This is a genomic window from Micromonospora sp. NPDC023869 (assembly GCF_055559695.1).
In genome coordinates, this window is sequence record NZ_JBVHKD010000007.1 from 258,643 (window position 1) to 284,755 (window position 26,113).

The window sequence follows — 26,113 nt, forward strand, 5'->3', positions numbered from 1 at the left end:
CTCGGTGCGGTCGGCGGGGGCGCGGTCCCGGTCGTGGCGGGCAATAGGATGAGCGCCCATGGCGACAGGAGCGGCGAGATGAGGCGCACGGCGGGCGTCGGACCCGGTGCCGGCCGTGGCGACGGCGGGGTGACGCGGTGAGTCCGCGCGGCTGGGCGCTGCTCACCCTGGTCTTCCTCGGCGTCGCCGTGGTGCTGGCCGCGCTGGTGCTGATCCCCTGGCAGCGCCCGCCGGCACCCCGGGCCGACCAGCTCGCGGCGCTGCGGGACCTGCCCGCCGAACAGGTCGAGCGGGCCCGGGAGTTCCGGTCGGCACTGCGCCCCGGCGGCTGGGCCGCGCTGGGCATCGGCCTGCTGGTGGCGCTGGCGCTCGGGCTGACCCCGCTGGGCAGCCGCCTGGTCGAGCTGGGCGGGCGCCCGTTCGGCGGGCACTGGATCGCCCAGGCGATCGTCGGCGGGCTGGCCGTGGTGCTCGTCGCTGACCTGCTGACGCTGCCCTTCTCCGCCTGGCGGCACAGCGTGCTCACCCGCTACGGGCTGGCCACCAACGGGTGGGGTGGCTGGACCGTGGACCTGCTCAAGTCGTACGCGGTCAGCGCGGTGATCGGCGCGGTGGCCCTGCTCGGCTTCTACACCGTGATCCGGCTGGCGCCCCGCTGGTGGTGGGCGTTCGGCGCGGCCGGTGCGGCGACCCTGGTGGTGCTGCTCTCCTTCGTGCTGCCGGTGCTCGTCGAGCCGGTGTTCAACCGGTTCAGCCCGATGGAACCGGGTCCGTTGCGGACCGAGCTGATGGAACTGGCCGCCCGCGACGGCGTACCCGTGCGCGACGTGCTGGTGGCCGACGCGTCCCGCCGCACCCGCGCGGTCAACGCGTACGTCTCGGGGATCGGACCGACCCGGCGGGTGGTGGTCTACGACACCCTGCTGCGCGAGGCGACCCCGGCCGAGGTGAAGGCCGTGGTGGCGCACGAACTGGGCCACGCCCGCGACCGGGACGTACCCATCTTCACGCTCACCGGCGCGTTGGGCGCGGCGGCGGCCGTGGTGGCGCTCTATCTGATCGGCTCCTGGCCGCCGCTGCTGCGCATGGCCGGGGTCGACTCGGTCGCCCAGCCCCGCGCCTTCCCGCTGCTGCTCGCCCTGGTCACGGTGGCCGGACTGGTGTTCACGCCGATGCAGGCGCTGATGTCACGGCGACTGGAGGCGCGTGCCGACGCGCACGCGCTGGCGCTGACCGGCGACCCGGCCGCGTTCGAGGCCATGCAACGCCGCATCTCCTCGATCAACCTCGGCGACCCGGACCCGCCCCGCTGGGAGTACCTCTACTCCGCCACGCACCCGTCCACCGTGGAGCGGATCGCCGCCGCCCGCGCCTACGCCCGAGAGGCCGGCCGATGAGCCGCACGTTGTTGATCACGAACGACTTCCCGCCCCGGCCGGGTGGGATCCAGTCCTTCGTGCACAACCTCGCGGTGCACCAGCCCGCCGGCTCGGTGGTGGTCTACGCGTCGAGTTGGCCCGACGCCGAGAAGTTCGACGCCGACCAGCCGTACGAGGTGGTGCGCGAACGCACCAAGGTGCTGCTGCCCACCCCGCTGATCGCCCGACGGGCGGCCCGGCTGGCCCGCGCGTACGACTGCGACACGATCTGGTTCGGCGCGGCGGCACCGCTCGGCCTGCTCGCCAACGGGCTGCGGCGGCGGGCCGGGGTACGGCGGGTGGTCGCTCTCACCCACGGGCACGAGGTGGGCTGGGCGGCGCTGCCGGTGGCCCGGACCGCGCTGCGGCGCATCGGTCGGGGCGCCGACGTGGTGACGTACCTCGGCGAGTACACCCGCACCCGGTTGGCGCGGGCGCTGGACGGTCTGACCGACCTGCGCCGGCTCGCACCCGGGGTGGACGTGGACTTCTATCACCCGGCGGTCGACGGCAGCGGGGTGCGGCACCGCTTGGGGCTCTCCGACCGGCCGGTGGTGGTCTGCGTGTCCCGGCTGGTGCCGCGCAAGGGGCAGGACATGCTGATCCGGGCGCTGCCGCTGATCCGCCGCCGGGTGCCCGACGCGGCGCTGCTGGTGGTCGGTGGCGGCCCGTACCGGGCGACGCTGGCCCGGCTGGCCCGGCAGGCCGGGGTGGAGCGGGACGTGGTCTTCACCGGTTCGGTCCCGGCGGCCGAGCTGCCGGCGCACTACGCGGCCGGTGACGTCTACGCGATGCCCTGCCGTACCCGTAACCGGGGACTGGACGTCGAGGGGCTCGGCATCGTCTATCTGGAGGCGTCGGCGGCCGGCCTGCCGGTGGTGGCCGGCGACTCCGGCGGCGCGCCCGACGCGGTCCGCGAGGGGGAGACCGGGTACGTGGTGGACGGTCGCGACGTCGCCGAGCTGACCGACCGGCTGGTCACCCTGCTCACCGACCGGGACCTGGCCCGCCAGTTCGGGGCGGCCGGTCGTGCCTGGGTGGAACAGGAGTGGCGTTGGGAGACCCAGGCCCGCCGCCTGACCGACCTGCTCACCGCCCCGATGTAAGGAAGGGTCCCCGGCTAACGCCTGGTGTATAGCAGGGGACCCCTCCTAACACTTGAGCGCACGCGGCGCGACACCGAGCGCACGCGGCGCGGTGCCTCGGCGGACCAGGCGTGGCGCGTCAGCGGATGCGGGCGAGGATGTTCTCGGCGGGGGCGGGACGGCCGAAGTGCCAGCCCTGCCCGGCGTCGCAGCCGATCGCGCGCAGCCGCTCGGCCTGCCCGACGGTCTCCACCCCCTCGGCGGTCACCGTCAGGTCCAGAGCGTGCGCCAACGAGACCAGTGAGGCGAGGATGCGTTCGTTGGCCCGGTCGTCCGGTGAGCGCAGCCCCCGGACGAACTCACCGGCCACCTTCAACTCCGTCACCGGCAGGTCACGCAGGTACGCCAGGTTGCTGTAGCCGGTGCCGAAGTCGTCGATGGCGATGCGTACGCCCAGGTCGGCCAGGGCGCGCAGGGCGCGTACCGGCTCCTCGGCGCTGCTCATCATGGTGCTCTCGGTGATCTCCAGTTGCAGCCGGTGCGGCGGCAGTCCGGTCCGTCGCAGCAGGGCGCGTACCTCCTCCAACAGGCCGGGCCGGCGGACCTGGCGTACCGCGAGGTTGACGCTGACGTACGGCGGTTCGCCGGTGGCGGCCGTCCAGCCGACCGCCTCCCGGCACGCCTCGGCGAGGACCCAGGCGCCCAGCGGCACGATCAGCCCGGTCTCCTCGGCCAGCCCGATGAAGCTGTCCGGCCGCAGCACGCCCAGGTCCGGGTGACGCCAGCGCACCAGCGCCTCCACGCCGAGCACCGAGCCGTCGTGCAGCGACGTCAGCGGCTGGTAGTCGAGGTAGAACTCGCCGCGCTCCAGGCCGGCGGGGATCGCCGCGCTCAACGCCTGACGGGCCTGCTCGCGGCTGTCGCGTTCGGCGTCGTACAGCGCCCAGCCGCCGCCACCGGCCATCTTGGCCCAGTGCAACGTGCTGCCGGCGGCGCGCAGCAGGTCGTCGGGGGAGGTGTCGGCGGCCCGCCGTTCCACGATCCCGACGCTGGCGGTGACCGTCACGTCGTGCCCGCCGACCACCACCGGCTCGGAGAGCGCGGCGAGGGCCGCCTCGGCCACCGCGACCACGTCACCGGTGCCGGTGGAGCGCTCCACCAGCACCACGAACGCGTCCCCGCCGAGCCGGGCCACCAGGTGCGGCTCCACCGCCCGGGACAGCCGCCGGGCCGCCGCCACCAGCGCCCGGTCGCCGATCGATTGGCCGTACGAGTCGTTGACCCGCTTGAAGCGGTCCAGGTCGAGGAAGCACAGCCCGACCCGCCGTCCGGCGCCGCCCGTGCCGTCCAGCGCGGCGACCAGCCGTTCGGCGAACAGCGTGCGGTTGGGCAGACCGGTGAGCGGATCGTGGGTGGCCTGGTGGCGGAACCGGGCCTCGCTGGCCCGCAACGCCCGTTCCGCGTCGACCCGGGCGGTCAGCGCGGCCCGGCGGATCGACTCCTGCTCGTCCAGCGTCCGGTCGTGCAGCGCGCGGGCGTAACCGGTGGCGATCGCGGCCAGCAGCCGGGCCATCCGGTCCTCGATGTCGTCGGCGACCAGGTCGAGGTCGCGGACCAGCCGGAGCTGGATCACCTCCACGGTCCGGCCGAGCGCCTCGGCGGAGGCGACGTGCGCGGCGACCAACTCGTTGGCGACCCGGTGGCCCACCCGCAGGTCGAGCGGCTCCGCCCGCAGCGCCTCGGCGAGTTGGTCGGTGAGCCGCTGCAACAGCATCTCCAGCTGGGCGTGCGGCATCGGCAGGTAGCTGGTCCCGGAGACCGCCTTGGCCCAGGCGCGGGCGAACGTGCCGGCGCAGGACCGGCCGTCCGGTGGCTCAACCACCGAGCCGCCCGACCCCGCCCAGGAAGACCGCCTGCTCGGCGTTCTCGGCGCTCTCCGGAGTCTCCGGACGCCACTGCGGCACCCACACCACCCCGGGCTCGACCAGCTCGAAACCGTCGAAGAACGCGGTCAGCTCGGCCCGGCTGCGCACCCAGAGCGGGCTGTCGGTGCGCTGGTAGACCTCCTCGGCCTCGGCCCGCTGGGCCTCGTCCCGGCCGTCGTCGCTGGCCTGCGAGAGCACCAGGTGGCTGCCGGGCGCCAGCGCCTCGCGCAGCGTCCGCAGCACGTCGGCCGGGCGGTCGTCGTCCGGCACGAAGTGCAGCACGGCGACCACCAGTACGGCGACCGGTCGGGAGAAGTCCAGCAGGGCGTTGACGTCGGGATGCGCGAGGATCCGCTCGGGATGACGGAAGTCCTCCTGCACAACGGTGGCCCGCTCGGTGTCGGCCAGGATCTCCCGGCTGTGCGCCACCGCCACCGGGTCGACGTCGACGTAGACCACCCGGGAGTCGGGAGCGTGCCGTTGGGCGATCTCGTGCACGTTGCCGACGGTCGGGATGCCCGACCCGATGTCCAGGAACTGCCGGACTCCGGCGGCGGTGAGATATTGCACGGCCCGGCGCAGGAACGCGCGGTTGGCCTGGGCCATCAGCGGGGCCTCCGGCACCAGCGCCATCATCGCCCGGGCCGCTGCCCGGTCGGCGGCGAAGTTGTGCGAGCCGCCGAGATAGTAGTCGTACATGCGGGCGACGCTGGGTCGTTCGACGTCGATCGTCTCGGGTGACCAGTCCGGCCGCTGCATGCCACACCCCTTCGCGCCAGCCGGGGCGACACCGCCCCGGCCGGTATTCTGCCCCGCCTGGGCGCGGGAGGCCATAGCGCGATCACCGGGATGGCGATTGACGTGCGGAGATGCGTTTTCCCGTCGCGGGTACCCGGGCGCCCCGGCGGCGAGGACGTGCCTCGACGCCGGGTGCCGCGACGGATGGGTCAGAACTTCGGGGCGTCCGGCGCTTCGAGCAGGCCGAGCCGCAGCGCGGTCATCAGCGCCTGGGCCCGGTTGGCCGCGCCCAGCTTCTCGTACAGCTTGGAGATGTGGGTCTTGGCGGTGGACTCGCTGACGAAGAGCTGCTTGGCGATGCCGGCGACGCTCATCCCGTCGGCGAGCAGGCGCAGCACCTGACCCTCGCGGGGGGAGAGCTGCGGGCCGGACGGGGCGAGCCGCCGCTTCATCGCCTCGGCCAGGTCGGCGGCGGTGAAGGCGCTGGGGGAGGAGGCGGCGTGCCGGGCGGCGGCGACCACCTCGTCGGCGGGCGCGGTCTTCGGCACGAACGCGCTGGCCCCGGCCTCCAGGGCGCCGAAGAGCTGGTCGTCGCCCGCGTACATGGTGAGCACCACGATGCCCATGGTGGCGCTGGACTTGCGCAGCGCGCGGGTGGCCTCCAGACCACTGCCGTCGGGGAGCCGCAGATCCATGATCACCACGTCCGGCTGCAACGCGCCGGCCTGCCGCACACCCTCGGCCGCCGTCGCCGCCTCGCCGACGACCTCGAACTGCCGGTCACGCTCGAAGGCGTGGCGCAGGCCCTTGCGGATCAAGTCGTGATCGTCGACAAGGAGGACCTTGGTACGGGTGGCCGGTGTCGGGCTTGTGGTCATCCTCGGGTTACTCCCCTTCTGCTGCTGCGGCGGCGCTACCGCGAACGTTATCGCGCCGGGGTGACGAACCGACCACCACCGCTACGGTCGTCCCGCTCGGCTGTCGCGGCCTGATCTCCAACCGGCCTCGGATACGTTCCGCTCTCTCGGCCATGATCGCAAGACCATAGTGCCCGTCCGAGCGCTGGTCACCTATGCCGTGACCGTCATCCGACACTTCGATCTGTGCGTACGGGGGATCCACCTCACAGGTGACCCAGAGATTGGACGCTCCGGCGTGCTTACGCGCGTTGGTGACCGCCTCCTGGGCGATGCGCAACAGCTCCGCCTCGGTGGCGGCGGGCAGCCGCGCGGTGGACTCGTCCAGCGACAGGTGCACCCGCAGCCCGCCGGAGGCGCCCACGGTCCGCGCGTACTCGGCGATCGCGGCGGCCAGGCCGCCGTGCCGATCCACCTCGCTGCGCAGCTCGAACAGGCTCAGCCGCAGCTCGGTGATCACCCGGGTGACCTCCTGGCGCAGCGTGCGCAGCGAGTCGGCGGTCTCCTCGGCGTCGTCGTGCACGGTGGCCAGCGCGTTGTCGATGCCGTAGCCGACCATCACGAGTTCCTGGGCCACCCCGTCGTGGATCTCCCGGGCCAGCCGCTGCCGTTCCTCGTTCGTGGCCAGCGAACGCACCTCGTCGAAGAGCAGCGCCGCCTCCAGCCGCAGCGCCGCCGGGCCGGTCAGCGCGGTCACCTGGGAGACCACCGAGGGCGGGTACGCCTGCCCGGCGTCGGCCTCCAGCACCACCAGCCCGACCGTCCGCAGCCCGGCGACCAGCGGCACGATCAGCGCGGAGACGTCGTTGCCCCGGTGCGTGCGGGACTGCGAGCGGGCCGCGGTCTGCGGCTGCTGGCTGGCCCAGGCGTCGGCGATGGCCGAGTCGGCGTCGAGCGTGGTCTCCCAGTCGACCCGGTCGGCGCCGATCTGCGCGAGCACCACCAGCCGACCGCCGCCGCTGGCGGAGAGCACCGCACCCCGGTCGGTGCGGGCCACCGTGCGCAACTCCTCCAGCAGGTGCTCGGAGATGCCGCCCGGGTCGAGGGTCGCCCCGGGCAACTGCCGGGCCACCGTCCGGAGCTGGGTGAGCAGGCGGGTCGCCTCGGCGTACGGCTGCGGTTTGCCCTCCTGCCGGACCTGCATCACCCGGTGCAGGGTGCTGGCCGCGTACAGGCCGAGCGCGGCCAGGATCAGCCACTGGGCACAGACCGCCAGGTAACCGGGCTGGCTGAGCTGGCGTACCCCGCCGACCTCGGTCAGCGCCCCGGCGACCAGCAGGGTCCCGGCGACGACCGCGATCAGCGTGGCGCCCTCGCGGAAGCGCCGCCGCAGCGCGGTCACGGTGACCGGCACGGCGAGGTAGGGCAGCACCGCGGAGGCGCCCAGCCCGCCGACGTGGCCGCCGACGGTGGCGACCGCCGCGACCTGGCTCGCGGCCAGGCCGAGCACCATCACCTCGGCCACCCGGCTCAGCGGCCCGACCAGGCGGTGCTGGGGCGCCAGCAGCGCGGGCAGTCCGGCGACCGCCAGCAGGGCGATCCACCACAGCTGCGCCACGTCGCGGGTGGCCAGCAGGGTGAGGACGGCGACCAGCGCGAGGACGACCACCCGCGCCGCCGCGGCGAGCGGGTGGGAGCGGGCGAGAGCCGATGTCGAGGCGGGCACGTGACGGATCGTAGTCAGGCGCCGTAGATGTCGGCGATCTCCGCCGCGTACGTCTTGTGGACGACCTGACGCTTGACCTTCATCGACGGGGTCAGCTCACCGGTGGCCTCGGTAAAGTCGCGGGGCAGGATCCGGAACACCTTGATCGCCTCGGCCTTCGAGACCGACTGGTTGGCCTTGTCCACCGCGGCCTGGATCTCCGCCCGCAGCGCCTCGTTCTCGCGCAGCGCCTCGACGTCGGTCCCGGCCGGCAGCCCGGCCGACTCCAGCCAGGCCGGCAGCGCCTCCTCGTCGAGGGTGACCAGCGCGGCGATGAACGGCTGCCGGTCGCCGACCACCAGGCACTGGCTGACCAGGCGGTGCGCCCGGACCTGGTCCTCCAGCACGGCCGGGGCGACGTTCTTGCCGCCGGCCGTCACGATGATCTCCTTCTTCCGGCCGGTGATGGTCAGGTAGCCGTCACCGTCCAGCGAGCCGAGGTCACCGGTGTGGAACCAGCCGTCCGCGGTGATCGCCTCGGCGGTGGCCGCGTCGTTGTGCCAGTACCCCTGGAAGATCAGGTCACCGGCGATGAGGACCTCGCCGTCGTCGGCGATCCGGATGGTCACGCCGGGCAGCGGGCGACCGACGGTGCCGATCCGGGTGAAGTCCGGCAGGTTCGCCGAGGCGGCGGGGGAGGTCTCGGTCAGGCCGTACCCCTCGCAGACGGTGACGCCGACGCCCCGGAAGAAGTGCCCCAGCCGCGCGCCGAGCGGGGCGCCGCCGGAGATCGCGTCCCGGCACCGGCCGCCCAGCGCGGCCCGCAGCTTGCCGTAGACCAGCCGGTCGAAGAGCGCGTGCTGCACGCGCAGGCCCAGGCCCGGACCCGTCGAGGTCTCCAGCGCTTCGCTGTACGCGATGGCGACCGCCTCGGCCCGAGCGAAGATCTTGCCCTTGCCGGCGGCCTCGGCCTTCTGCTTCGCGCCGTTGTAGACCTTCTCGAAGACCCGGGGCACGGAGAGCACGAAGGTCGGCTTGACCTCCTGCAACTCGGCGACCAGGTGCTTCGGGTCGGCGCAGTGCGCCATGGTGACCCGGGCGTGCACCACGCCGATCTGGATGAGCCGGGCGAAGGAGTGCGCCAGCGGCAGGAACAGCAGCGTCGACGCGTTCGGGCGGAACAGGTTCGGCAGCACCGGGACCGCGTTGGCGATGTCGGCGTACATGTTGCGGTGGGTCAGCACGCAGCCCTTGGGTCGGCCGGTGGTGCCACTGGTGTAGATGATCGTGGCGACGTCCGAGGAGCGCAGGTCCGCGCGTCGGCGGTCGATCTCGGTCGGTTCCACCGCCTGGCCGGCGGCGACCAGCTCGTCCACCCCGCCGAGGTCGATCTGCCAGAGGTGCGCCAGGTCGGGCAGGTCGTCGCGGACGCCGGCCACCAGGGTGGCGTGCGCGGTGGTCTCCACCACGACGCCGACCGCACCGGAGTCGGCCAGGATCCAGGCGGCCTGCTCGGCGCTGGAGGTCTCGTAGATCGGCACGGTGACCGCGCCGGCGGCCCAGATGGCGTAGTCGACCAGGGTCCACTCGTACCGCGTGCGGCTCATCAGCGCGACCCGGTCACCGGGGCGGACCCCGGCCGCGACCAGGCCCCGGGCCACCGCCACCACCTCGTCGCGGAACTGCCGGCAGGTCACGTCGACCCACCCGCCGGAGCTGTCGCGCCGAACGAACTGGACCGAGTCGGGGGCGGCTTCGGCGTTGTCCCAGACCGGATCAGTGAGGTTGGCGGAATCGCCGACCGTGACGATCGGCGGGACGGAGAACTCGCGCACCTGCACTCCCTCGTGCTCGCTGGCCGGATCTGCCGCCCGGGCGGCTGGAGTGAAACCTACCGTCTGACCCGCGTACGAGCACATTGCAGGTGGGGCGGCGCGGCGCGGGGCCCGCCTCGGGACGGGTAGCCTCCCCCCATGGCGGACTCCTCCACCCAGTCGATCACCATCGGCGCGCCACCGGACCGGGTGGTGGCGGTGATCTGTGACTTTCCGAGCTATCCCGAGTGGGCCGACGCGGTCCGGCAGGCCGAGGTCGTCGAGGAGTACGAGGACGGCTATGCCAGCCAGGTCCGGTTCGTCCTCGACGCCGGGGTGATGGCCGACGAGTACGTGCTCGAGTACGGCTACTCCGAGGACCTGTCCCACATCGAGTGGCACCTGGTGGCCCCCTCGAAGATGCAGCGGTCCCAGCGTGGCTCGTACGACCTGGTGGCCGACGCCGACGGGGGCACCACCGTGACGTACACGCTGGAGGTGGACCTCGCGGTCGGAATGCTCGGGATGTTCCGCCGCAAGGCCGAGAAGATGATCATGGACGCCGCGTTGAAGCAGCTCAAGCGCCGGGTAGAAGCACTCGGTGCGGCGCAGTGACGCGTCCGGCGACCCGGTCGCCACGGTAGAGGAGCCCAGCATGGGTGCGACAGATCCGGGTACGGCCCGGGAAGAGGCGGAGCGGCTGGTCGCCACTCTGCTGGCCGGTGTCAGGCTGGCCGCCGCCAATCCCGGCGCCGGGCCGTTCGGCCCGCTCGGTGGGATGGTGACCAGTGTCCTCGGTCACAAGGACGCCCCCGGCGGCCGGGCTGGTCACGCCGAACCGACCAGCGTCGGTTTCGCCACCGGTGCCGCAGAATGCTGTGTCTGTCCGGTCTGTCGAGGTATCGCCGCGTTGCGTGACCCGAGTCCGGAGTTCGCCGAGCGGCTGGCCACCGGCGCCGGGGACCTCGCCGCCGGTCTGGCCAGCTTCCTGCGGGCCTTCACCCCGACCGACCCGCCCTCCGACCCCAGCGCACCGCCCTCCGCCCCGCCCCGGCCCGACCCCGGCCACGCCGGGTCCCCGTCCGACCCCCCGGCGTCCACCGCCGGCCCGTCCACGCCCGCCGGGCGCAGCCCGGACAGCGATCACGTGTGGCGCGAGGCCACCCGTACCGGGCATGATTCTCAGCCGGCACCGGAGCGGGACGTCTGGTCCGCCGCCACCCGGGCGGAGGACCCCGCCGCGCCGGTCGCCACGCCCGTCGACGCCGCCGGGCCGGTCGGGCCGACCGCACGCCGCACGCCGGGCGACCGCCCGGTGGTGCCCGCCTCGCGGGTGCCCGACGGCGCGCCCGCGTCGGGTGACGAGCCCGCAGCGGAGGCGGAGGCCGTGCCCGGCAGGCCGCAGGGCGAGCCAGGCGACGGGGCCTGACCAGGGAGGACCCGTACCACCGGCGAGGGCAGGTGCGCGGGGCGGCACAGCAGAGGGGAGTGGCGGCGGTGACGCTGACCATCGGAGTCGACGTCGGTGGCACGAAGGTGGCCGGCGGTGTCGTCGACGACACCGGCAGGGTTCTCGTGCAGACCCGACGGGACACCCCCGCCGACGACGTCGGCAAGACGCGGGACGTCATCATCGAACTGGTCACCGAGCTCGCCTCCGGACACCAGATCCAGGCGGTCGGCATCGGCGCGGCGGGCTGGATCGACGCCGGCCGCTCGACCGTCCTGTTCGCCCCCAACCTGGCCTGGCGCGACGAGCCGCTGCGCGCGTACGTCAGCGCGGCCGTCGGGCTGCCGGTGATCGTGGAGAACGACGGGAACGTGGCCGCCTGGGCCGAGTTCCGCTACGGCGCCGCCCGGCAGGCCGACGACTCGATGGTCATGTTCACCATCGGCACCGGTGTCGGCGGCGGCATCGTGCTCGGCGGTGAACTGGTCCGGGGCGCCAACGGCATCGCCGCCGAACTCGGACACATGCTCACCGTGCCCGACGGCCACCAGTGCGGCTGCGGACGGCTGGGCTGCATCGAGCAGTACGCCAGCGGCAGCGCCCTGGTCCGTTTCGCCCGCGCCGCCGCCCGGCAGGAGCCGCATCGCGCCACCGCGCTGCTGGAGCTCGCCGACGGTGAGGCCGAGGCGATCACCGGCCCGATGGTGACGGCCGCGGCCAAGGGCGGTGACCCGGTGTCCGCCGAGGCGTTCGCCCAGGTAGGCCGCTGGCTCGGCACCAGCCTGGCGGACATGGCGCAGATCCTCGACCCGCAGGTCCTGGTCGTCGGCGGTGGCGTCATCGACGCCGGTGACCTGCTGATGGGCCCGACCCGGCGCTCGTTCACCGATGCGCTGGCGCAGCGCAGCCGGTTGCCGGTGGCCGACATCCGCCCCGCCGAGCTGGGCAACTCCGCCGGCGTCATCGGCGCGGCCGACCTCGCCCGACGGATCTGAGATGAGCGCTCCCGGCGTGCCGCTGCGCGTCGTGTCGTACAACGTGCACGGCCAGCGCGACGACACCGCCGCGCTGGCCGAGGTGGTCCGCACCACGGCGCCGGACGTGGTGGTGGTCCAGGAGGGCCCGCGTCGCTTCCGGTGGCGGGAGAAGTCGGCCGCGCTGGCCGAGTCGTTCGGCCTGGTGGTCGCCGCTGGTGGGCTGCCCGCTCTGGGCAACCTGGTCCTGACCGACCTGCGGGTACGGGTGACCGGCGAGCGCTGCCAACGGTTCCCGCTCACCCCGGGGCGGCACCTGCGCGGCGCCGCGTACGCCGACTGCGTGGTGGGCCGGTCCGCCCGGTTCACCGTGGCCGGCTCGCACCTGTCCACCGATCCGACCGAGCGGCCCGGTCAGGCGGAGCTGTTCCGGCGGGACCTGGCCGCCGCGCCGTACCCGGTGATCGCCGCCGCCGACCTGAACGAGGAGCCGGGCGACCCGGCCTGGCGGACCGTGGCGGAGGGGCTGACCGACACGGCGGTGGCCGCGGACCGCGCCGACCTGCTCACCTACTCCTGCGCGAACCCCCGGCGACGCATCGACGCCCTCTTCGTCGACCCCCGGATCACCGTGGTCGACTACGACGTGCTGGACACCCCGCTGACCCGCCGTGCCAGCGATCATTTTCCAATCATGGTCGACCTGCTGATTCCCGCCGTCGACTGACCTTCGGCGCTCCGGCGGACTGGACATCCCGCTCCGTTGTGGAGAGGATTTCGCGCGACCCGGCACCCGTGCCGAGACGAAGGAGACCCCGGTGCCCACCCCCACCGCGCACCACGGTCGGTCCGAACCGGAGACGACCCCCCTCGCCCGCAGCAGTGACGGCCGCCCGGTCTCCGACCGCGGCGACACCGTCTGCGTCATCGGCGCCGGCGCCAGCGGCCTGACCGCCGTCAAGAACCTCGCCGAGCACGGCTTCGGCGTCGACTGTTACGAGCGCGAGACGGGCATCGGCGGCGCCTGGAATTGGCGGCACGACCGCAGCCCGGTGTACGCCAGCACGCACCTGATCTCGTCGCGGCCGTTCACCCAGTTCCCCGACTTCCCGATGCCCGACGACTGGCCCGACTACCCGCACCACAGCCAGTTGCTGTCCTACTTCGAGCGGTACGCCGACCACTTCGACCTGCGCCGGCACATCTGGTTCGGCACCGAGGTGGTGCGGGTCGAGCCGGTCGCCGACGACCGCTGGGACGTCACCACCCGCAGCACCGGCGGGTACGGCCCGGAGCGCACCTCCCGGTACGCGGCCGTGGTGATCGCCAACGGACACAACTGGTCGCCGAAGCTGCCCCGCTACGAGGGACTGGAACAGTTCCGGGGCGAGGTGATGCACGCGTCGTCCTACAAGGACCCGGCCCAGTTGCGGGGCAAGCGGGTGCTGGTGGTGGGCGCCGGCAACACCGGGTGCGACATCGCGGTGGAGGCCGCGCAGCAGGCGGCACGCTGCTGGCACTCCACCCGCCGGGGCTACTGGTACGCCCCGAAGTACGTCTTCGGCCGTCCCGCCGACCAGGTCAACGACACCCTGTTGGCGTTGCGGGTGCCGCTGCGGGTCCGGCAGTGGCTCTATCACCGCACGCTGCGGCTGACCGTCGGCGACCTGACCCGTTTCGGCCTGCCCCGGCCCGACCACCGGGTGTACGAGACGCACCCGATCGCCAACAGCCAGCTCGTCTACTACGTCGGCCACGGCGCGATCACGCCGGTGCCGGACGTGACCCGGTTCCACCCGCACTCGGTGGAGCTGACCGACGGCCGGCAGATCGACCCGGAGGTGGTCGTCTGCGCCACCGGCTACCTGCCGCGCTTCGAGTTCCTGGACGCGAAGATCCTCGGCGACGACGAGGGCGTGGGCCGGCCCCGGTTGTGGCTCAACGCCTTCGTGCCGGAGCACCCCACCCTGGCGGTGACCGGGCTGCTCCAACCGGACTCCGGTGTGTTCACCCTGTCGCACTGGCAGGCGGTGCTCTTCGCCCGGCTGCTGCGGCTGCGGACCACCCGGCCGGAGCGGGCGACGGCGTTCGCCGCGCGGGTTCGTGCCGGCGCGGGGGAGCGCTACTCGGGTCAGGTCAAGGACTCGACCCGGCACTGGTTCGAGGTCGGCCACGCCGACTACCTGCGGGTGCTGGAACGCGCGCTGCGCGACCTGGAGGCCAAGTGAGCGAGCGAAGCGAGGCGGCGGCGTGAGCGAGCGGAGCGAGCGAACCATCGGGTGCGGTGCGGGTGTGTCTCGCGCTGCCGGGGAGCGAAGCGAGGCGGCGGCGTGAGCGACCGGGTGCGGGTGATGCGGGCCTGGGAGTGGGCGCGGCCGGTTCGTCCGGTACGCCGCGAGGTGCTCAGCGCCACGCCCGAGCTGGAGGAGGGGCGGCCACCCCTGCTGTTCGTGCCCGGCTTCGGGCACGGGGCCTGGGTGTACGCCGAGCACTGGCTCGGGCACGCCGCCGCGCGCGGTTTCCCCGCGTACGCGGTGAGCCTGCGGGGGCACGGCGACAGCGGTCCGGCGCCGGACGCGACGCTGCGCGCGTACGCCCACGACGTGGTGCAGGTGGCGGCGGGCCTGCCGCGCCAGGCGGTGCTGGTGGGGCACGGCGCCGGGGCCCTGGTGGTCGCGCACGCCCTGGCCCGGTATCCGGCCCGGGCGGCGGTGCTGGTGGCACCGGTCCTCGGCGGGTGGGCGACGTTCGGTGCCGCGGTACGGCGCAACCCGCTCGGCACTCTCCCGGCGGTCTTCGGCGGCGGGCTGCGCCTGCACCGCCGCCAGTTGTTCAGCCGCGAGTTGCCCGAGGCCGACGCCCGGCGCTACACCGGCCGGCTGGGTCGGGCGGCCCGGCGGGCGCAGTGGCGGCTGCTGACCGGGGCCGAGCCGGAGCCGCCGGTGGGTCGTCCGCCGGTGTTGGTGCTGGGCAGTCCGGACGACCGGGTGGTGCCGCCGTCGGCGCTGACCGGTGCGGCCCGCCGGTACGACTCGGCACCGCTGCTCTTTCCCGGCATGGGGCACGACCTGATGCTCGACGCGCGGTGGCAGGAGCCGATTGACGCGATCCTGGACTGGCTGGACAAGGGCCCGGCCCGCGACGACCGGCCCTGAGTCCGCGACGACCGCGCCTGAGTCCGCGACGACCGGCCCGGAACGCGCGACCTTCCGGCCCGGTCCGCGTGGTGCGGGCCCGGGCCGGGCCCACCCACCTCAGCCGCTGGTGAGGTGGGTGACCAGGTCGCCGCTTTGGTCCAGGGTGGACAGGTAGGACCGGGCCCAGGCCCGGATGTCGTGCTGGTGCAGGTGCTCGCGCATGGCCCGCATCCGGGCATGGACGTCCGCCGGGTCGGCCCGCAGCGCCGCGAGCAGGCCCTGCTTGAGCCCCTCCAGGTCGTGCGGGTTGACCAGGTACGCCTGCGGCAGCTCGGCCGCCGCTCCGGCGAACTCGCTGAGTAGCAGCGCGCCCGCGTCGTCCACCCGGGCGGCGACGTACTCCTTGGCGACCAGGTTCATCCCGTCCCGCAGCGGGGTCACCGCCATCACGTCGGCGACCCGATAGAGCGCGGCCAGTTCGGCCCGGTCGAACGGCTGGGTCAGGTAGTGGATGGCCGGCTCGCCGACCCGGCCGAACTCGCCGTTGATCCGTCCGACCTCGCGTTCGACCCGGTCGCGGAGGATTTGGTACTGGCCGACCCGCTCCCGGCTGGGCACCGCCACCTGCACCAACACGGTGTCTCGGACCTTGACGTGCCCACCGGCCAGCAACTCGCTGTACGCCTTGAGTCGCTGCTCGATGCCCTTGGTGTAGTCCATCCGGTCGACGCTGAGGATCACGTGGTCCGGGCTGCCGAGGTCGTGCCGCAGCCGTCGGGCCCGGTCCGCCACCGCCGGGCGGCCGGCCAGCGCGGCCATCTCGGCGGTGTCGATGGAGACCGGGAACGCGCCGATGCGGACCACCCGGTCCTCGACCGCGATCCGCCGGTCGGTGGCCGGCAGGCCCAACACCTTGGAGACCAGTTGGGCGAAGTTGTGCGCGGCCTGCGCCCGCTGGAAGCCGACCAGGTCCGCGCCGAGCATGCCGTGCAGCAGTTCGGCGCGGCGGGGGAGTTGCATGAACAGCTCCGGCGGCGGGAACGGCACGTGCAGGAAGAAGCCGATGCGCAGGTCGGGTCGGAGCGTACGGAGCAGACCCGGCACCAGTTGCAGGTGGTAGTCCTGCACCCAGACCACCGCACCGGGCTCCGCGACCTCGGCGGTGGCCTCCGCGAACCGCTGGTTGACCCGTTGGTATGCGTCCCACCAGCGCCGGTGGTGCTCCGGCTGCTCGACCGCGTCGTGATAGATCGGCCAGAGGGTCGCGTTGGCGAACCCCTCGTAGTGGTCGCGCAGTTCCTCGCCGCTCAGCGGCACGGCGTGCATCCGCACCCCGTCGACGTCCGGCAGGCTGGGTGCGGGGCCTGTGCCGCCCGCCCAACCGACCCATGTCGCCGGGGTGTGTCGTAACAGCGGGTGTAGCGCACTCACCAGCCCGCCGGGGCTGCGGCGCCACTCACAGGCGCCGTCGAGCGCCACGTTGTCGTCGATGGGGAGGCGGTTGGCCACCACCACGAGAGAACTCTGTCGCATCTCGGGCATTCCGATCAGCAGGGGGAGTGACCGCCCACGAGGAAAGGAACAACCGGGCAGTCGGCGGGTGACGTGACGTACTGCGGTATTCCTACTGACAGTAAGTTACACCACTGTCACGTCCCCTGGCGTGGGCGGTGCGCGTCCCGGTATCCGGGCGGCTACGGTGCGCGGTGGACGCAGACGCCGGTCGGCTCAGACGACCGCGCCGTCGTCCGGCCCCCGGTCCTCGGCGTCGCCGGGACGCAGCCGCCAGACCAGCGTGACGAATCCGGCCAGGATGCCGGTGAAGCCGAGCAGCGTCACGATGCTCGGGTCGGCGGGGAGCAGGTCCGGGAAGAGGAACAACACGAAGCCGAGCACCACGGCGAGGACGCCCGCCACGGCGTACTTCGACACCCGGGGCAGGGGCGGGGGCGGGGGCGGGACGTAGCGCTCGTCGTCGTCGGGGTCGTCCGTCAGGTCGGCACCGAAGGTGTCCAGGCCCTCCAGCAGCGACGGTCCGTCGCCGTCACGCGGCCCGCGTCCCACCGACACGCCGGAGACGTCGGCGGCGTAGGGCAGCCGGCGTACGTCGGTGGCGGTGGGGCCGGTCGGCTCCTCGGGCGTCGGCCGAGGGGTGGTGATCGTGCTGCTGCCGCCGTCGGCCTGGTCGTCCACGTTCTCCGCGGCGGGCCACGGCTGGTCCCCGCTGCCCGGCGAGTTGTGGAAACCGGCGACGATCCGTTCCCACTCGGCGTCGATGTCCGGTTCCTCGGGGCGGGCCGTGCCGGACTCGTCGGCGAGCTGGCTGAGGTAGTCCCGAGCGGTGCTCAGGTGTGAGCGGTCCACGTAGAGCCGGTCGACCGGCCGGGCCGGGACCGTGGTGGTGCGGGTGACCGGGTTCAGGTCGGCCGAGGGTTGCAGATAGGCGGCGATGCCGCCGGCGGCCAGCACGTCGAGCAGGTGCTCACCGACGCGCGGGTCGACGTCGCCGGCGATGGCGTACTCGCTGGCGTCGAGCCCGTTGTCCCGCCGTCCCCGGCGGGCCCCACCCGCTGACACCGGACCATCCTCCTCATCGCGCCGCCGGCGCGCCCCGCGTCCAGCTCCTCGGCGCACCCCCGCACGCCGTGCTCTGAATCGTGACACGTCCGGGGTCGGTTCGGGGAGTGCCTTGTGGCGTGGGGTACGAAGTCGGTGTCCGTGCCGCTGGTCGCGGCCGTACCCCTATGTCCGTTCTTGCTCGGAGCGTGCCAGGGGACACGGTCGGCGACACGCTCCGCCCGGCGGGTCGGTCGGTCCGCTCGGGCGTTGTGGCGGGCGGTGGAGCTTCGTAGGCTTCCTGCCACGCGGCCGTGCCGTCGCGACGACGACCGCCTCGCCGAAAGGACGCCGGTGCTGTACTGGCTCTTGAAGTACGTGTTCCTCGGCCCGCTGCTGAGAGTGATCTTCCGGCCGCAGGTGGAGGGCCTGCACCACGTACCGGCGACCGGCCCGGTGATCCTGGCCAGCAACCACCTCTCCTTCTCCGACTCGATCTTCACCCCGCTGATCGTGCCGCGGAAGGTCACCTTCGTGGCGAAGGCCGAGTACTTCACCGGCAAGGGCCTCAAGGGCTGGCTGACGAAGATGTTCTTCGTCGGCACCGGCACCATCCCGGTGGACCGCTCCGGCGGGCAGGCCGCCCGCGCCGCGCTGGACACCCAACTCAGCGTGCTGCGCGCCGGTGGCATCGCGGGCATCTACCCGGAGGGCACCCGGTCACCCGACGGGCGGCTCTACCGGGGCAAGACCGGCGTGGCCCGGCTGGCGTTGGAGAGCGGCGCGCCGGTGGTGCCGGCGGTGATGCTCAACCTGGACGAGATCCAGCCGCCGGGCACGATCGTCCCGAAGCTCGCGCGGGTCCGGATCCGCTTCGGCCCGCCGCTGGACTTCTCGCGGTACGCCGGGATGTCCGGTGACCGCTTCGTCGAGCGCGCCGTCACCGACGAGATCATGTACGAGCTGATGGAGCTCTCCGGCCGCGAGTACGTCGACGTGTACGCGCAGAAGCTCAAGACCATGCCCACCCCGGCACCGGCCGCCTCGGTCGCCGCCTGAGCCGACCCGGGCGGTGGTCAGGAGGCCAGTGTCCGGGTGCCAGCCTCCGACGGGTGGGCCAGGCGGAGCAGACCGGGTGCGCCGTTGCGGTGCGCGAACGCGCGTACCTCGGTCAGCGGCCCGCTGGTCGCCGCCGGGTCGTCCGCCGACGCCAGCTCGCGTACCGCGAACGTCAGCGCCAGCATCCGGTCGGTCACGTCGGGGATCCCGGCGTAGATCTCGGCGGCGGCCAGGTGCAGCTCGGCCGCGCGTCGGTGGTCGCCGTCGGCACCGGCCAGCGCACCGGTCACGGTCCGCAGGGCCGCCTCCGACCAGGGCGTACGGTGCCCCACCTGGTCCAGCATGCCGCGGACCCGGGCCGCCGGCTTGCGTCCGGACAGGGTGGCCGCCCAGCCGGCGGCGGCGATCCACTCGCCGCTGGCCAGCGCGGGCACCGACGTCCACGCCTCCGCCAACTCGTCGACGAGCGCCGCGGCCTCCTCGGTGCGCTCCTGCAACGCCCGGCACAGCGCGCCCATCGCCACCATCGTCCAGTGCAGCCGGTGGAAGCCGCTGCGTCGGGCGGTGTCCAGCGCGGCGGCCACGTCGTCGCCGGGTGCCTCGGCGCCCTCACCCGGCTGCCCGGGCGGTCCGGCGGCGGGCGGTACCGGTTGGCCCCGCAGCACCAGCAGGCACGACCGCAGCCCGCGCACCTGCATGTCCCAACTTCCGGTGGGCGTGTCGACGAACGCCTCGGCGGCGGCGAGCAGGCGCGGGAAGTCCCCCTCGAACCAGGCGCGCATCGCCTCGCCCGAGTAGCTGGTGGTCAGCGTCTGCCCGCTGGCGGTGCGGGCTGGCGCCGCCGAGAGCAGTGCGTCGGAGCGCAGCCAGTCGCCCTCCTCGCGGACCGCGTACGCGAGGTTCTGGGTGGCCCGGGGCAGCGCCAGGAGTTGGCCGGCGCGACTGAACTCGGCCAGCGCGTGCAGCTCGTCCAGGCCGGCCCGGTCACCGGCCTGGTACCGGGCGGTGGCCGCGGTGATCCGCGCGTTGGTGCGGGTCTCGGTCAGCCCGAGCCGCTCGCCGATCTCGGCGGCGGTGGCCGCCGCCGCCACCGCCGGATCGCGCTCGTAGTTGAGCATGTGCAGCCGGCCCAGCTCGGCGAAGGCGTCGGCCTTCTGGGGACTGTCCGGCAGCGGCTCGAACAACCGCACCGCCCGGTCCAGGCAGACCAGTGCGGCCTGCCGGTCGGCCCGCAGCCAGGCCGCCTGGCCGAGCAGCGTCCAGGCCCGGGCCGCGCACGCCTCGTCGCCGCAGGCCAGCAACCGGTCGGCCAGCGTCTGCACCTGCTCCGGCCCGCCGCCGGAGAGGAACGCGTTGCCGTCCCGGTAGAACGAGATCTCGGTGCTGAGCAGCTCCAGTTGCAGCCGGCCGACCGGGTCGGAGTCGTCGGCCAGACCGAGCGCGCGGGCCGCGTGGCTGGCGGCCGCGTCCAACCCGTGCAGCGCGTACGCCCGGCGGGCGGCCCGGTGCAGCGCGGCCCGGGCCGGACCGGCGTAGCGACGGGTCTCCAGGTCCAGTGACCGGGCGATCTCGTGCGCCGCCCAGCGGTGGTGGGCCAGCACCTCGGCCAGGTCGGTGTCCCGGCTCTGCGACAGGGTGTCCAGCCAGTCGGCCGTCCGGTCGTGCCGGGCCACCCGCTCGGTACGCGGCAGCCGCTGGTAGCACACGTCGCGGACCAGGACGTGTCGGAAGCGGTACTCCGGCTGGCCGGCCATCGTGGACGCGGCCTGCTCGTGCACGAAGTCGCGCTGCTCCAGCCGACGCAGGGCGCGCTCGACGGCCTCCACCGGCTGCCCGACGGCGGCGGCCACCGCGCCGGGCCAGAACTGCACACCGACCACGGCCGCGGCCAGCAGCACCGCCCGGTCCTTCGGGTCGAGCAGGTCGACCCGGTTGGCGATGACCGCGTGCACGCTCTCCGGCATCGGCAGGTCCAGGTGCTTCTCCAGCGACCAGCCCCGCCCCGACTGCCGCAACGCGCCCTGCTCGATGAGCATCCGGACGTACTCGTGCGCGTAGAGCGGGTTGCCGCCGGCCACCTCGATCAGCGGGGTCAACAGGTCGGCCGAGAAGGCGGCCTGCCCGAACATGTGCGCGTACAACGCGGCGATGCCGGTGTCCCGCAGCGGCGGCAGGGTGATGGTCACCGAGCCGGTGATCGTCCCCGCCCAGCTCGGATCGCGGTCGACCAGCTCGGGGCGGGCGGTGCAGAGCAGCAGCAGCGGCACGTCCCGGGCCGCCGCGCCGAGCAGCTCCACGAAGCGCAGCATGGCGTCGTCGGCCCAGTGCAGGTCCTCGAAGACCAGCACGGTCGGTCGACGCGCGGCCAGCGCCAGCAGGAAACGCCGCCAGGCCGACTCGGCCTCCTCGGCCGGCAGCGGCGTACCGGCCAGACCGACCAGCGGACGCAGCGCGTCGGCGACCCGGTCGCGCTCGCCGGGCCCGACCAGCTCGGCCACCGCCCCGGCGAGCCGCTGCGCGGCGCTGGTGGCCGGATCGGTGTCCAGGATGCCCGCCTCGGCCTTGACGATGTCGGCCAGCGCGGCGAACGTGACATTCTCCCCGAACGGCGGGCAGCGCCCGATCCGCCAGGTCAGCGGCTCGTCCACCAGCCGGCCGGTGTGCCGGTGCAGTTCGCGTACCAGCCGGCTCTTGCCGATGCCGGCCCGGCCGAAGACGGTGACCACCTGCGGGCGGCGGTCGCGCAGGCTGCGGTGCAGCGCGTTTACCAGCATGCCCAGCTCGTGCTCACGGTCGATCAGCGGCGTGGTGTCCGGTTCGCGGTCGGTGGCCTGCTGGCGTACCGCGGACAGCGCCAGCCACACCTCCGTCGGCGCGGACCGGCCGCGCAGCGTGACCGGGGGCTGCTCGTCGTAGCGGATGGTGTCCCGGGTGAGCGAATGCGTGGTCCCGTCCACCAGCACCCCACCGGGCGGTGCCACCGACTGCAACCGGGAGGCGGTGTTCACCACGTCGCCGGCGACGATCGCCTGCCCGCCGTCGCGGGCCGCGGCCACGTCCACGAGCGCCTCGCCGGTCGCCACGCCGACCCGGAAGCGCAGTCCGTCGGTGCCGGTGGGAGTGAACCGGGTCAGCACCCGTTGCAGCTCCAGACCGGCGCGGACGCAGCGCAACGCGTCGGTCTCGGTGGCCACCGGCGCGCCGAACAACGCCATCACCGCGTCGCCGATGTACTTCTCCACCACCCCGCCGTACTGCCCGACCACCCGGCGGGCGGCGGAGAAGAAGCCGGTCTGCATGCCCCGGACCAGCTCCGGGTCGGCCCGCTCGACGTACGGCGTGAAGTCGATCAGGTCGACGAAGAGGACGCTGACCCGGCGCCGGTCCTCCTGGCCGATGGTGGCGGGACGGTCGCTGCCGGCCCGGGGTGTGCCGCAGGAGGTGCAGAAGGCCACGTCGGCAGCGAGCGGGTTCAGGCAGTGCGGGCAGACGGCGCCGAGCTCCGCACCGCAGCCACCGCAGAAGCGGTCGCCGTCGGCGGCGGTGCGTCCACAGCGATCACACTGTGCGGCGATGACACCCTCCACTGGCGAGCCCCGACGCCCGGGGGCGCAGGTCCGAGTATCGCTGCCCGGTGGACTGTCGGGTACCGGGCTGTTGGCTTGTGGACACTCCTCCGGGCGGTCCGCCGCGTGCCGAACGGCTAGATTCAGGCAGCCGATCTAGTGGACAACGCTGAGCAGGGGGACAGCCTCATGGTGTACGTCATGTTGAAGAGTGACTGGACCGACGGTAACGGAGTCACCCACCCCGCCGGTGACTCGGTGGACGTGGACGCCGCCACCCTCGCGCTCCTGCAGGCGCAGGGCATCGTCGGCGAGGTGCCGGGGTCGGGCAAGGACGGCACCGACTGGGCCGGTCCGGGCGGTACGGACTGGGCCGGTCCGGGCAGCACCAAGCCCTGACCTGGACGGGTGCAACGGGCGGGGCCGGGGACGATCGTCCCCGGCCCCGCCCGTTTGTCGTGCCCGCGTCGTCGCGCTGGGTCAGCGGTCGCTCATGCCCGCCCGGCGGCGCAACGCCGGCACGTCGGTGACGACGATCCGCCGACCCTCGGTACGCAGCCAGCCCCGGTTGGCGAACGAACCGATCGCCTGGTTGACGCTCTGTCGCGAGCCACCGGCCATCTCGGCGAGCTGGCTCTGGTTCAGCTCGATGGTGATCATCGGAGCCTGACTCTCTCCGGCGAGCCGGACCAGCGTCTTGGCGACCCGACCGGGCAGGTCGAGGAAGACGTGGTCGGCGTTCTGCTCGGTGAGCCGGCGGATGAGCGCGCCCAACGAGCGCATCACCGCGTCCAGGATCCGCGGGTTGGAGTGCACCAGCTCCATGAAGGCGCCCCGGGACAGGGCGAGGGCGGTGCAGTCCTCGATCGCCTCCGCCGAGGCGGACCGGGTGGAGGCGTCGAGCAACGACACCTCACCGAGGACGTCCGGCGGTCGGATCACCGACAGCACGGCCCGTTCGCCGGTCGGCGCGGTGCGGAACACGGCCACGGCACCCCGTCGCAGCACGATCAGTGACTCGCCGGGGTCGTTCTCCACGAACAGCAACTGACCCTTGCGGTACGTCCGGGGCACCGCAGCGGCGATGACCCGCTGACGCACCTCCGGCTCCAGCCCGGCGAACATCTCCACACCCGTGAGCGCGTCGCCCGGCTCCGGCAGGCGCATCTCCACGGCCCCACCCCTCCCCGGTAAAGGACCCAACTCGCTCACCGGGTGAGCCTGGCGGCCCCTGACGAGGTGGTCTGACACCCGTGCGGCGTCCGGCAGCGGTACACATCAGATCATGACGGTCCGGTCGCTTGCTGTACACCCCTCAAATCACTTCCGTGACAGCTTCGAGCTGCGGATGTCTCCCAATCGGGACGATTGGAAACGCTCCCGGCGTGGGAGACCCGGCGTGACGGCCCCGTCGGGCGTCGGCGAGGATGGCGAGGATGGCCTACCGCTACTTCTACGACTGCGAATTCATCGAGGACGGCCGGACCGTCGAGCTGGTCTCGATCGGCGTCGTCGACGAGTACGACCGCGAGTTCTATGCGGTCTCGACCGAGTTCGACGCCAGCCGCGCCGTGCCCTGGGTACGCCGCAACGTGCTGGACAAGCTGCCGTCCCCGGCGGACCGGGCGTGGCGTTCGCGGGAGCGCATCCGCGACGAGCTGTACGACTTCCTGGTCGAGCCGATCCGGGACCGGCCCGGCGAGGAGCTGGAGCTCTGGGCCTGGTACGCCGCGTACGACCACGTGGCGCTGGCGCAGCTCTGGGGCGCCATGCCGGCCCTGCCCCGGGAGATCCCGCGCTACACCAAGGAGCTGCGGCAGCTCTGGGAGGAGCGGGGGCGGCCACGGCTGCCGAACGCCGACGCGGCCCGCCACGACGCCCTGGTCGACGCCCGGCACAACCTGGCCCGGTGGCGGGCGATCACCGGTTCCTAGCGCCGGTGTCCCCGCGCTGCGGTCGATCGGTGGTTTGACCCGTTCTGCCCCGGGCATCGGTGTGGCCAACGGTGCCGAGGCGAGGGAGCGTGACGAGGTGTTGACCGTCCGGGACGCCCGGCACCGGATCACCGAGTTGATCAGGGCAGTCGGTGTCGGCACGCTCACCACGACCTCCCTCGACGGCCGGTTGGTCGGCCGCCCGATGGTCCTGCAACGCGCGGACTTCGACGGCGAGCTGTGGTTCTTCGCGTACGCCGGGTCGTCGACCGTCCGCCAGTTGCGGGTCAACGCGGAGGTCGAGGTGGGCCTCCACGACCCGGACGGGCAGGTCTGGGCGTCGATGTCGGGTACCGCCCGGGACGACTACGACCGGGCGCGGGCCGAGCGGCTGTGGCACCCGGGGTTGGCCGGGTGGTTCCCGGATGGCGTGACGACGAGCGGATTGACGCTGGTCGCGGTGCACGTCACCGCGGCCCGGTGCTGGGCCGCCGGGGACGGCCGCCCGGTGGCCCTGCTGGGGCGGGGCGGCTCGGCCCCGGGCGGTGGCCCGGCGTCCACCGGCGACGACGGCTACTGACTGGTAACCGGGGCGCGGTGTGAGGTGGGCCGGTACGGCGACTACAGTTCGGAGGGACGGCCCGCCCCGGGCCGGCAACGGTGCCGAGGTCTGACCTGACACTTATCCTGGGGCTTGATCGGGCTTGACCGAATTGCTCCCAGGAGGATGAGCGGATCATGCGTATCGGCGTGCTCACCGGCGGCGGCGACTGCCCGGGTCTCAACGCGGTCATCCGGGCGGTGGTCCGTAAGGGCGTCGCCAGCTACGGCCATGAGTTCGTAGGGTTCCGGGACGGCTGGAAGGGCCCGCTGGAGGGTCTGTCCCGTCCGCTGGGCATCGCGGAGGTCCGGGGGATCCTGCCGCGCGGCGGCACCATCCTCGGCTCCTCGCGGACCAACCCCTTCAAGATCGAGAACGGCGTCGAGCGGATCAAGGAGAACCTGGCCGCACAGGGCGTCGACGCGCTGATCGCCATCGGCGGCGAGGACACCCTCGGTGTCGCCACCAAGCTGCACGAGCTGGACGTCAAGGTCATCGGCGTGCCGAAGACCATCGACAACGACCTCGGCGCCACCGACTACACCTTCGGCTTCGACACCGCGGTGAACATCGCGATGGAGGCGATCGACCGGCTGCACACCACCGCCGAGAGCCACCACCGCACCCTGGTCGTCGAGGTGATGGGCCGGCACGCCGGCTGGATCGCCCTGCACGCCGGGCTGGCCGGTGGCGCCAACGTGATCCTGCTGCCGGAGCGGCAGTTCGACGTCGAGCAGGTCGCCGGCTACGTCGAGAAGCGCTTCCAGCACCAGTACGCCCCGATCGTCGTGGTCGCCGAGGGCGCCCAGCCGCTGGAGGGCCAGATGGTCCTGCAGAACCAGGAGCTGGACTCGTTCGGTCACGTCCGGCTCGGCGGCATCGGCCAGTGGCTGGCCGAGCAGCTGGAGGCCAAGACCGGCAAGGAGGCCCGCACCGTCGTGCTCGGGCACATCCAGCGCGGCGGCACCCCGACCGCGTTCGACCGGGTGCTCGCCACCCGGCTCGGCCTGCAGGCGATCGACGCCGTGCACGAGGGCGACTGGGGCAAGATGGTCGCGATGCAGAGCACGGACATCGTCCGCGTCCCGCTCGCCGACGCCACCCGCGAGCTGAAGACCGTGCCGCTGGAGCGGTACGCCGAGGCCGAGGTCTTCTTCGGCAGCTGATCGTCGTCCCGACGTCGCGGGGGGGCGGCCGGCCCCCCGCCCCCCCGCGTGCCCCAGGGGGGGCGGGGGGGGTGCGGCCGGGGGGACCCCCGGGCCGGGGTCGGGGCCGGGCACAACGGGGCGCGGTG

General features: G+C 73.4%; 22 protein-coding genes. 13 read left to right on the forward strand and 9 right to left on the reverse strand.

Features of this window, described 5'->3' with window-relative positions; genetic code table 11:
* Positions 1 to 137 precede the first annotated feature (137 nt).
* Both ACZ31C_RS20905 and ACZ31C_RS20910 read left to right on the forward strand, forming a co-directional pair.
* Complete coding sequence (locus tag ACZ31C_RS20905) at positions 138 to 1,397, forward strand: M48 family metallopeptidase (RefSeq protein ID WP_465796697.1); 1,260 nt, start codon at positions 138 to 140, stop codon at positions 1,395 to 1,397.
* On the forward strand, positions 1,394 to 2,524 hold the full coding sequence (locus ACZ31C_RS20910; protein ID WP_465796698.1) for a glycosyltransferase family 4 protein: 1,131 nt from the start codon (positions 1,394 to 1,396) through the stop codon (positions 2,522 to 2,524). Before ACZ31C_RS20905 ends, ACZ31C_RS20910 begins: the two co-directional genes overlap by 4 nt.
* Positions 2,525 to 2,642: 118 nt before the next feature.
* Here ACZ31C_RS20910 and ACZ31C_RS20915 read toward each other — a convergent pair whose 3' ends face one another.
* From ACZ31C_RS20915 to ACZ31C_RS20935, 5 genes are all read right to left on the reverse strand, one after another.
* Complete coding sequence (locus tag ACZ31C_RS20915; protein ID WP_396743257.1) at positions 2,643 to 4,298, reverse strand: putative bifunctional diguanylate cyclase/phosphodiesterase; 1,656 nt, start codon at positions 4,296 to 4,298, stop codon at positions 2,643 to 2,645.
* A gap of 79 nt (positions 4,299 to 4,377) precedes the next feature.
* On the reverse strand, positions 4,378 to 5,187 hold the full coding sequence (locus tag ACZ31C_RS20920; RefSeq protein WP_449955801.1) for an SAM-dependent methyltransferase: 810 nt from the start codon (positions 5,185 to 5,187) through the stop codon (positions 4,378 to 4,380).
* 188 nt (positions 5,188 to 5,375) lie between these two features.
* A complete protein-coding gene (locus tag ACZ31C_RS20925; RefSeq protein WP_088972416.1) occupies positions 5,376 to 6,044 on the reverse strand; it encodes a response regulator transcription factor in 669 nt (222 codons plus the stop codon).
* 7 nt (positions 6,045 to 6,051) lie between these two features.
* Positions 6,052 to 7,749, reverse strand: coding sequence for a sensor histidine kinase (locus ACZ31C_RS20930; protein WP_465796699.1), 1,698 nt, complete (start codon positions 7,747 to 7,749; stop codon positions 6,052 to 6,054).
* A gap of 14 nt (positions 7,750 to 7,763) precedes the next feature.
* Positions 7,764 to 9,563, reverse strand: coding sequence for an AMP-dependent synthetase/ligase (locus ACZ31C_RS20935; RefSeq protein ID WP_465796700.1), 1,800 nt, complete (start codon positions 9,561 to 9,563; stop codon positions 7,764 to 7,766).
* A gap of 138 nt (positions 9,564 to 9,701) precedes the next feature.
* Here ACZ31C_RS20935 and ACZ31C_RS20940 point away from each other — a divergent pair, with 138 nt between their 5' ends.
* The 6 genes from ACZ31C_RS20940 to ACZ31C_RS20965 all read left to right on the forward strand — a co-directional run bounded on the left by ACZ31C_RS20940 (position 9,702) and on the right by ACZ31C_RS20965 (position 15,121).
* Positions 9,702 to 10,157, forward strand: a complete 456-nt coding sequence (locus ACZ31C_RS20940) for an SRPBCC family protein (RefSeq protein ID WP_465796701.1) — start codon at positions 9,702 to 9,704, stop codon at positions 10,155 to 10,157.
* 40 nt (positions 10,158 to 10,197) lie between these two features.
* Positions 10,198 to 10,971, forward strand: a complete 774-nt coding sequence (locus ACZ31C_RS20945; RefSeq protein ID WP_465796702.1) for a hypothetical protein — start codon at positions 10,198 to 10,200, stop codon at positions 10,969 to 10,971.
* Positions 10,972 to 11,039: 68 nt separating this feature from the next.
* Complete coding sequence (locus ACZ31C_RS20950) at positions 11,040 to 11,987, forward strand: ROK family glucokinase (protein ID WP_396742530.1); 948 nt, start codon at positions 11,040 to 11,042, stop codon at positions 11,985 to 11,987.
* Between the two features lies 1 nt (position 11,988).
* On the forward strand, positions 11,989 to 12,693 hold the full coding sequence (locus ACZ31C_RS20955; RefSeq protein ID WP_465796703.1) for an endonuclease/exonuclease/phosphatase family protein: 705 nt from the start codon (positions 11,989 to 11,991) through the stop codon (positions 12,691 to 12,693).
* A 91-nt stretch (positions 12,694 to 12,784) separates the two neighbouring features.
* Positions 12,785 to 14,194, forward strand: coding sequence for a flavin-containing monooxygenase (locus ACZ31C_RS20960; RefSeq protein WP_465796704.1), 1,410 nt, complete (start codon positions 12,785 to 12,787; stop codon positions 14,192 to 14,194).
* 123 nt (positions 14,195 to 14,317) lie between these two features.
* Positions 14,318 to 15,121 carry an alpha/beta hydrolase gene (locus tag ACZ31C_RS20965; protein WP_396743260.1) on the forward strand — a complete coding sequence of 268 codons (804 nt, stop codon included), beginning with the start codon at positions 14,318 to 14,320 and terminating at the stop codon, positions 15,119 to 15,121.
* A 99-nt stretch (positions 15,122 to 15,220) separates the two neighbouring features.
* On the opposite strand, the gene ACZ31C_RS20970 is transcribed toward ACZ31C_RS20965, so the two are convergent.
* A complete protein-coding gene (locus ACZ31C_RS20970) occupies positions 15,221 to 16,636 on the reverse strand; it encodes an alpha,alpha-trehalose-phosphate synthase (UDP-forming) (protein ID WP_465796705.1) in 1,416 nt (471 codons plus the stop codon).
* Positions 16,637 to 16,831: 195 nt separating this feature from the next.
* Positions 16,832 to 17,680, reverse strand: coding sequence for a DUF308 domain-containing protein (locus ACZ31C_RS20975; protein ID WP_465796706.1), 849 nt, complete (start codon positions 17,678 to 17,680; stop codon positions 16,832 to 16,834).
* Positions 17,681 to 18,013: 333 nt separating this feature from the next.
* Here ACZ31C_RS20975 and ACZ31C_RS20980 point away from each other — a divergent pair, with 333 nt between their 5' ends.
* Positions 18,014 to 18,718, forward strand: coding sequence for a lysophospholipid acyltransferase family protein (locus ACZ31C_RS20980; protein WP_465796707.1), 705 nt, complete (start codon positions 18,014 to 18,016; stop codon positions 18,716 to 18,718).
* Positions 18,719 to 18,735: 17 nt separating this feature from the next.
* Here the strand turns inward: ACZ31C_RS20980 and ACZ31C_RS20985 are convergent, their stop codons facing one another.
* A complete protein-coding gene (locus ACZ31C_RS20985; RefSeq protein ID WP_465796708.1) occupies positions 18,736 to 22,305 on the reverse strand; it encodes an ATP-binding protein in 3,570 nt (1,189 codons plus the stop codon).
* A gap of 180 nt (positions 22,306 to 22,485) precedes the next feature.
* Between ACZ31C_RS20985 and ACZ31C_RS20990 the strand changes: the two genes are divergently transcribed.
* The gene (locus tag ACZ31C_RS20990; RefSeq protein WP_236146062.1) at positions 22,486 to 22,683 is read left to right on the forward strand and encodes a hypothetical protein; all 198 of its coding nucleotides are present in this window, start codon (positions 22,486 to 22,488) and stop codon (positions 22,681 to 22,683) included.
* An 81-nt stretch (positions 22,684 to 22,764) separates the two neighbouring features.
* Here the strand turns inward: ACZ31C_RS20990 and ACZ31C_RS20995 are convergent, their stop codons facing one another.
* Positions 22,765 to 23,457: a Crp/Fnr family transcriptional regulator gene (locus ACZ31C_RS20995; RefSeq protein WP_013735136.1), complete on the reverse strand. Its 693-nt coding sequence runs from the start codon at positions 23,455 to 23,457 to the stop codon at positions 22,765 to 22,767.
* Positions 23,458 to 23,720: 263 nt separating this feature from the next.
* On the opposite strand from ACZ31C_RS20995, the gene ACZ31C_RS21000 reads away from it, so the two are divergent.
* From ACZ31C_RS21000 to ACZ31C_RS21010, 3 genes are all read left to right on the forward strand, one after another.
* The gene (locus ACZ31C_RS21000) at positions 23,721 to 24,218 is read left to right on the forward strand and encodes a polyadenylate-specific 3'-exoribonuclease AS (protein WP_465796709.1); all 498 of its coding nucleotides are present in this window, start codon (positions 23,721 to 23,723) and stop codon (positions 24,216 to 24,218) included.
* Between the two features lie 34 nt (positions 24,219 to 24,252).
* Positions 24,253 to 24,798 carry a pyridoxamine 5'-phosphate oxidase family protein gene (locus ACZ31C_RS21005; protein WP_465796710.1) on the forward strand — a complete coding sequence of 182 codons (546 nt, stop codon included), beginning with the start codon at positions 24,253 to 24,255 and terminating at the stop codon, positions 24,796 to 24,798.
* A gap of 158 nt (positions 24,799 to 24,956) precedes the next feature.
* Positions 24,957 to 25,985 (forward strand): 6-phosphofructokinase, encoded by a 1,029-nt coding sequence (locus ACZ31C_RS21010; RefSeq protein ID WP_117228420.1) that lies wholly within the window; start codon positions 24,957 to 24,959, stop codon positions 25,983 to 25,985.
* The last annotated feature ends 128 nt before the right edge of the window (positions 25,986 to 26,113 follow it).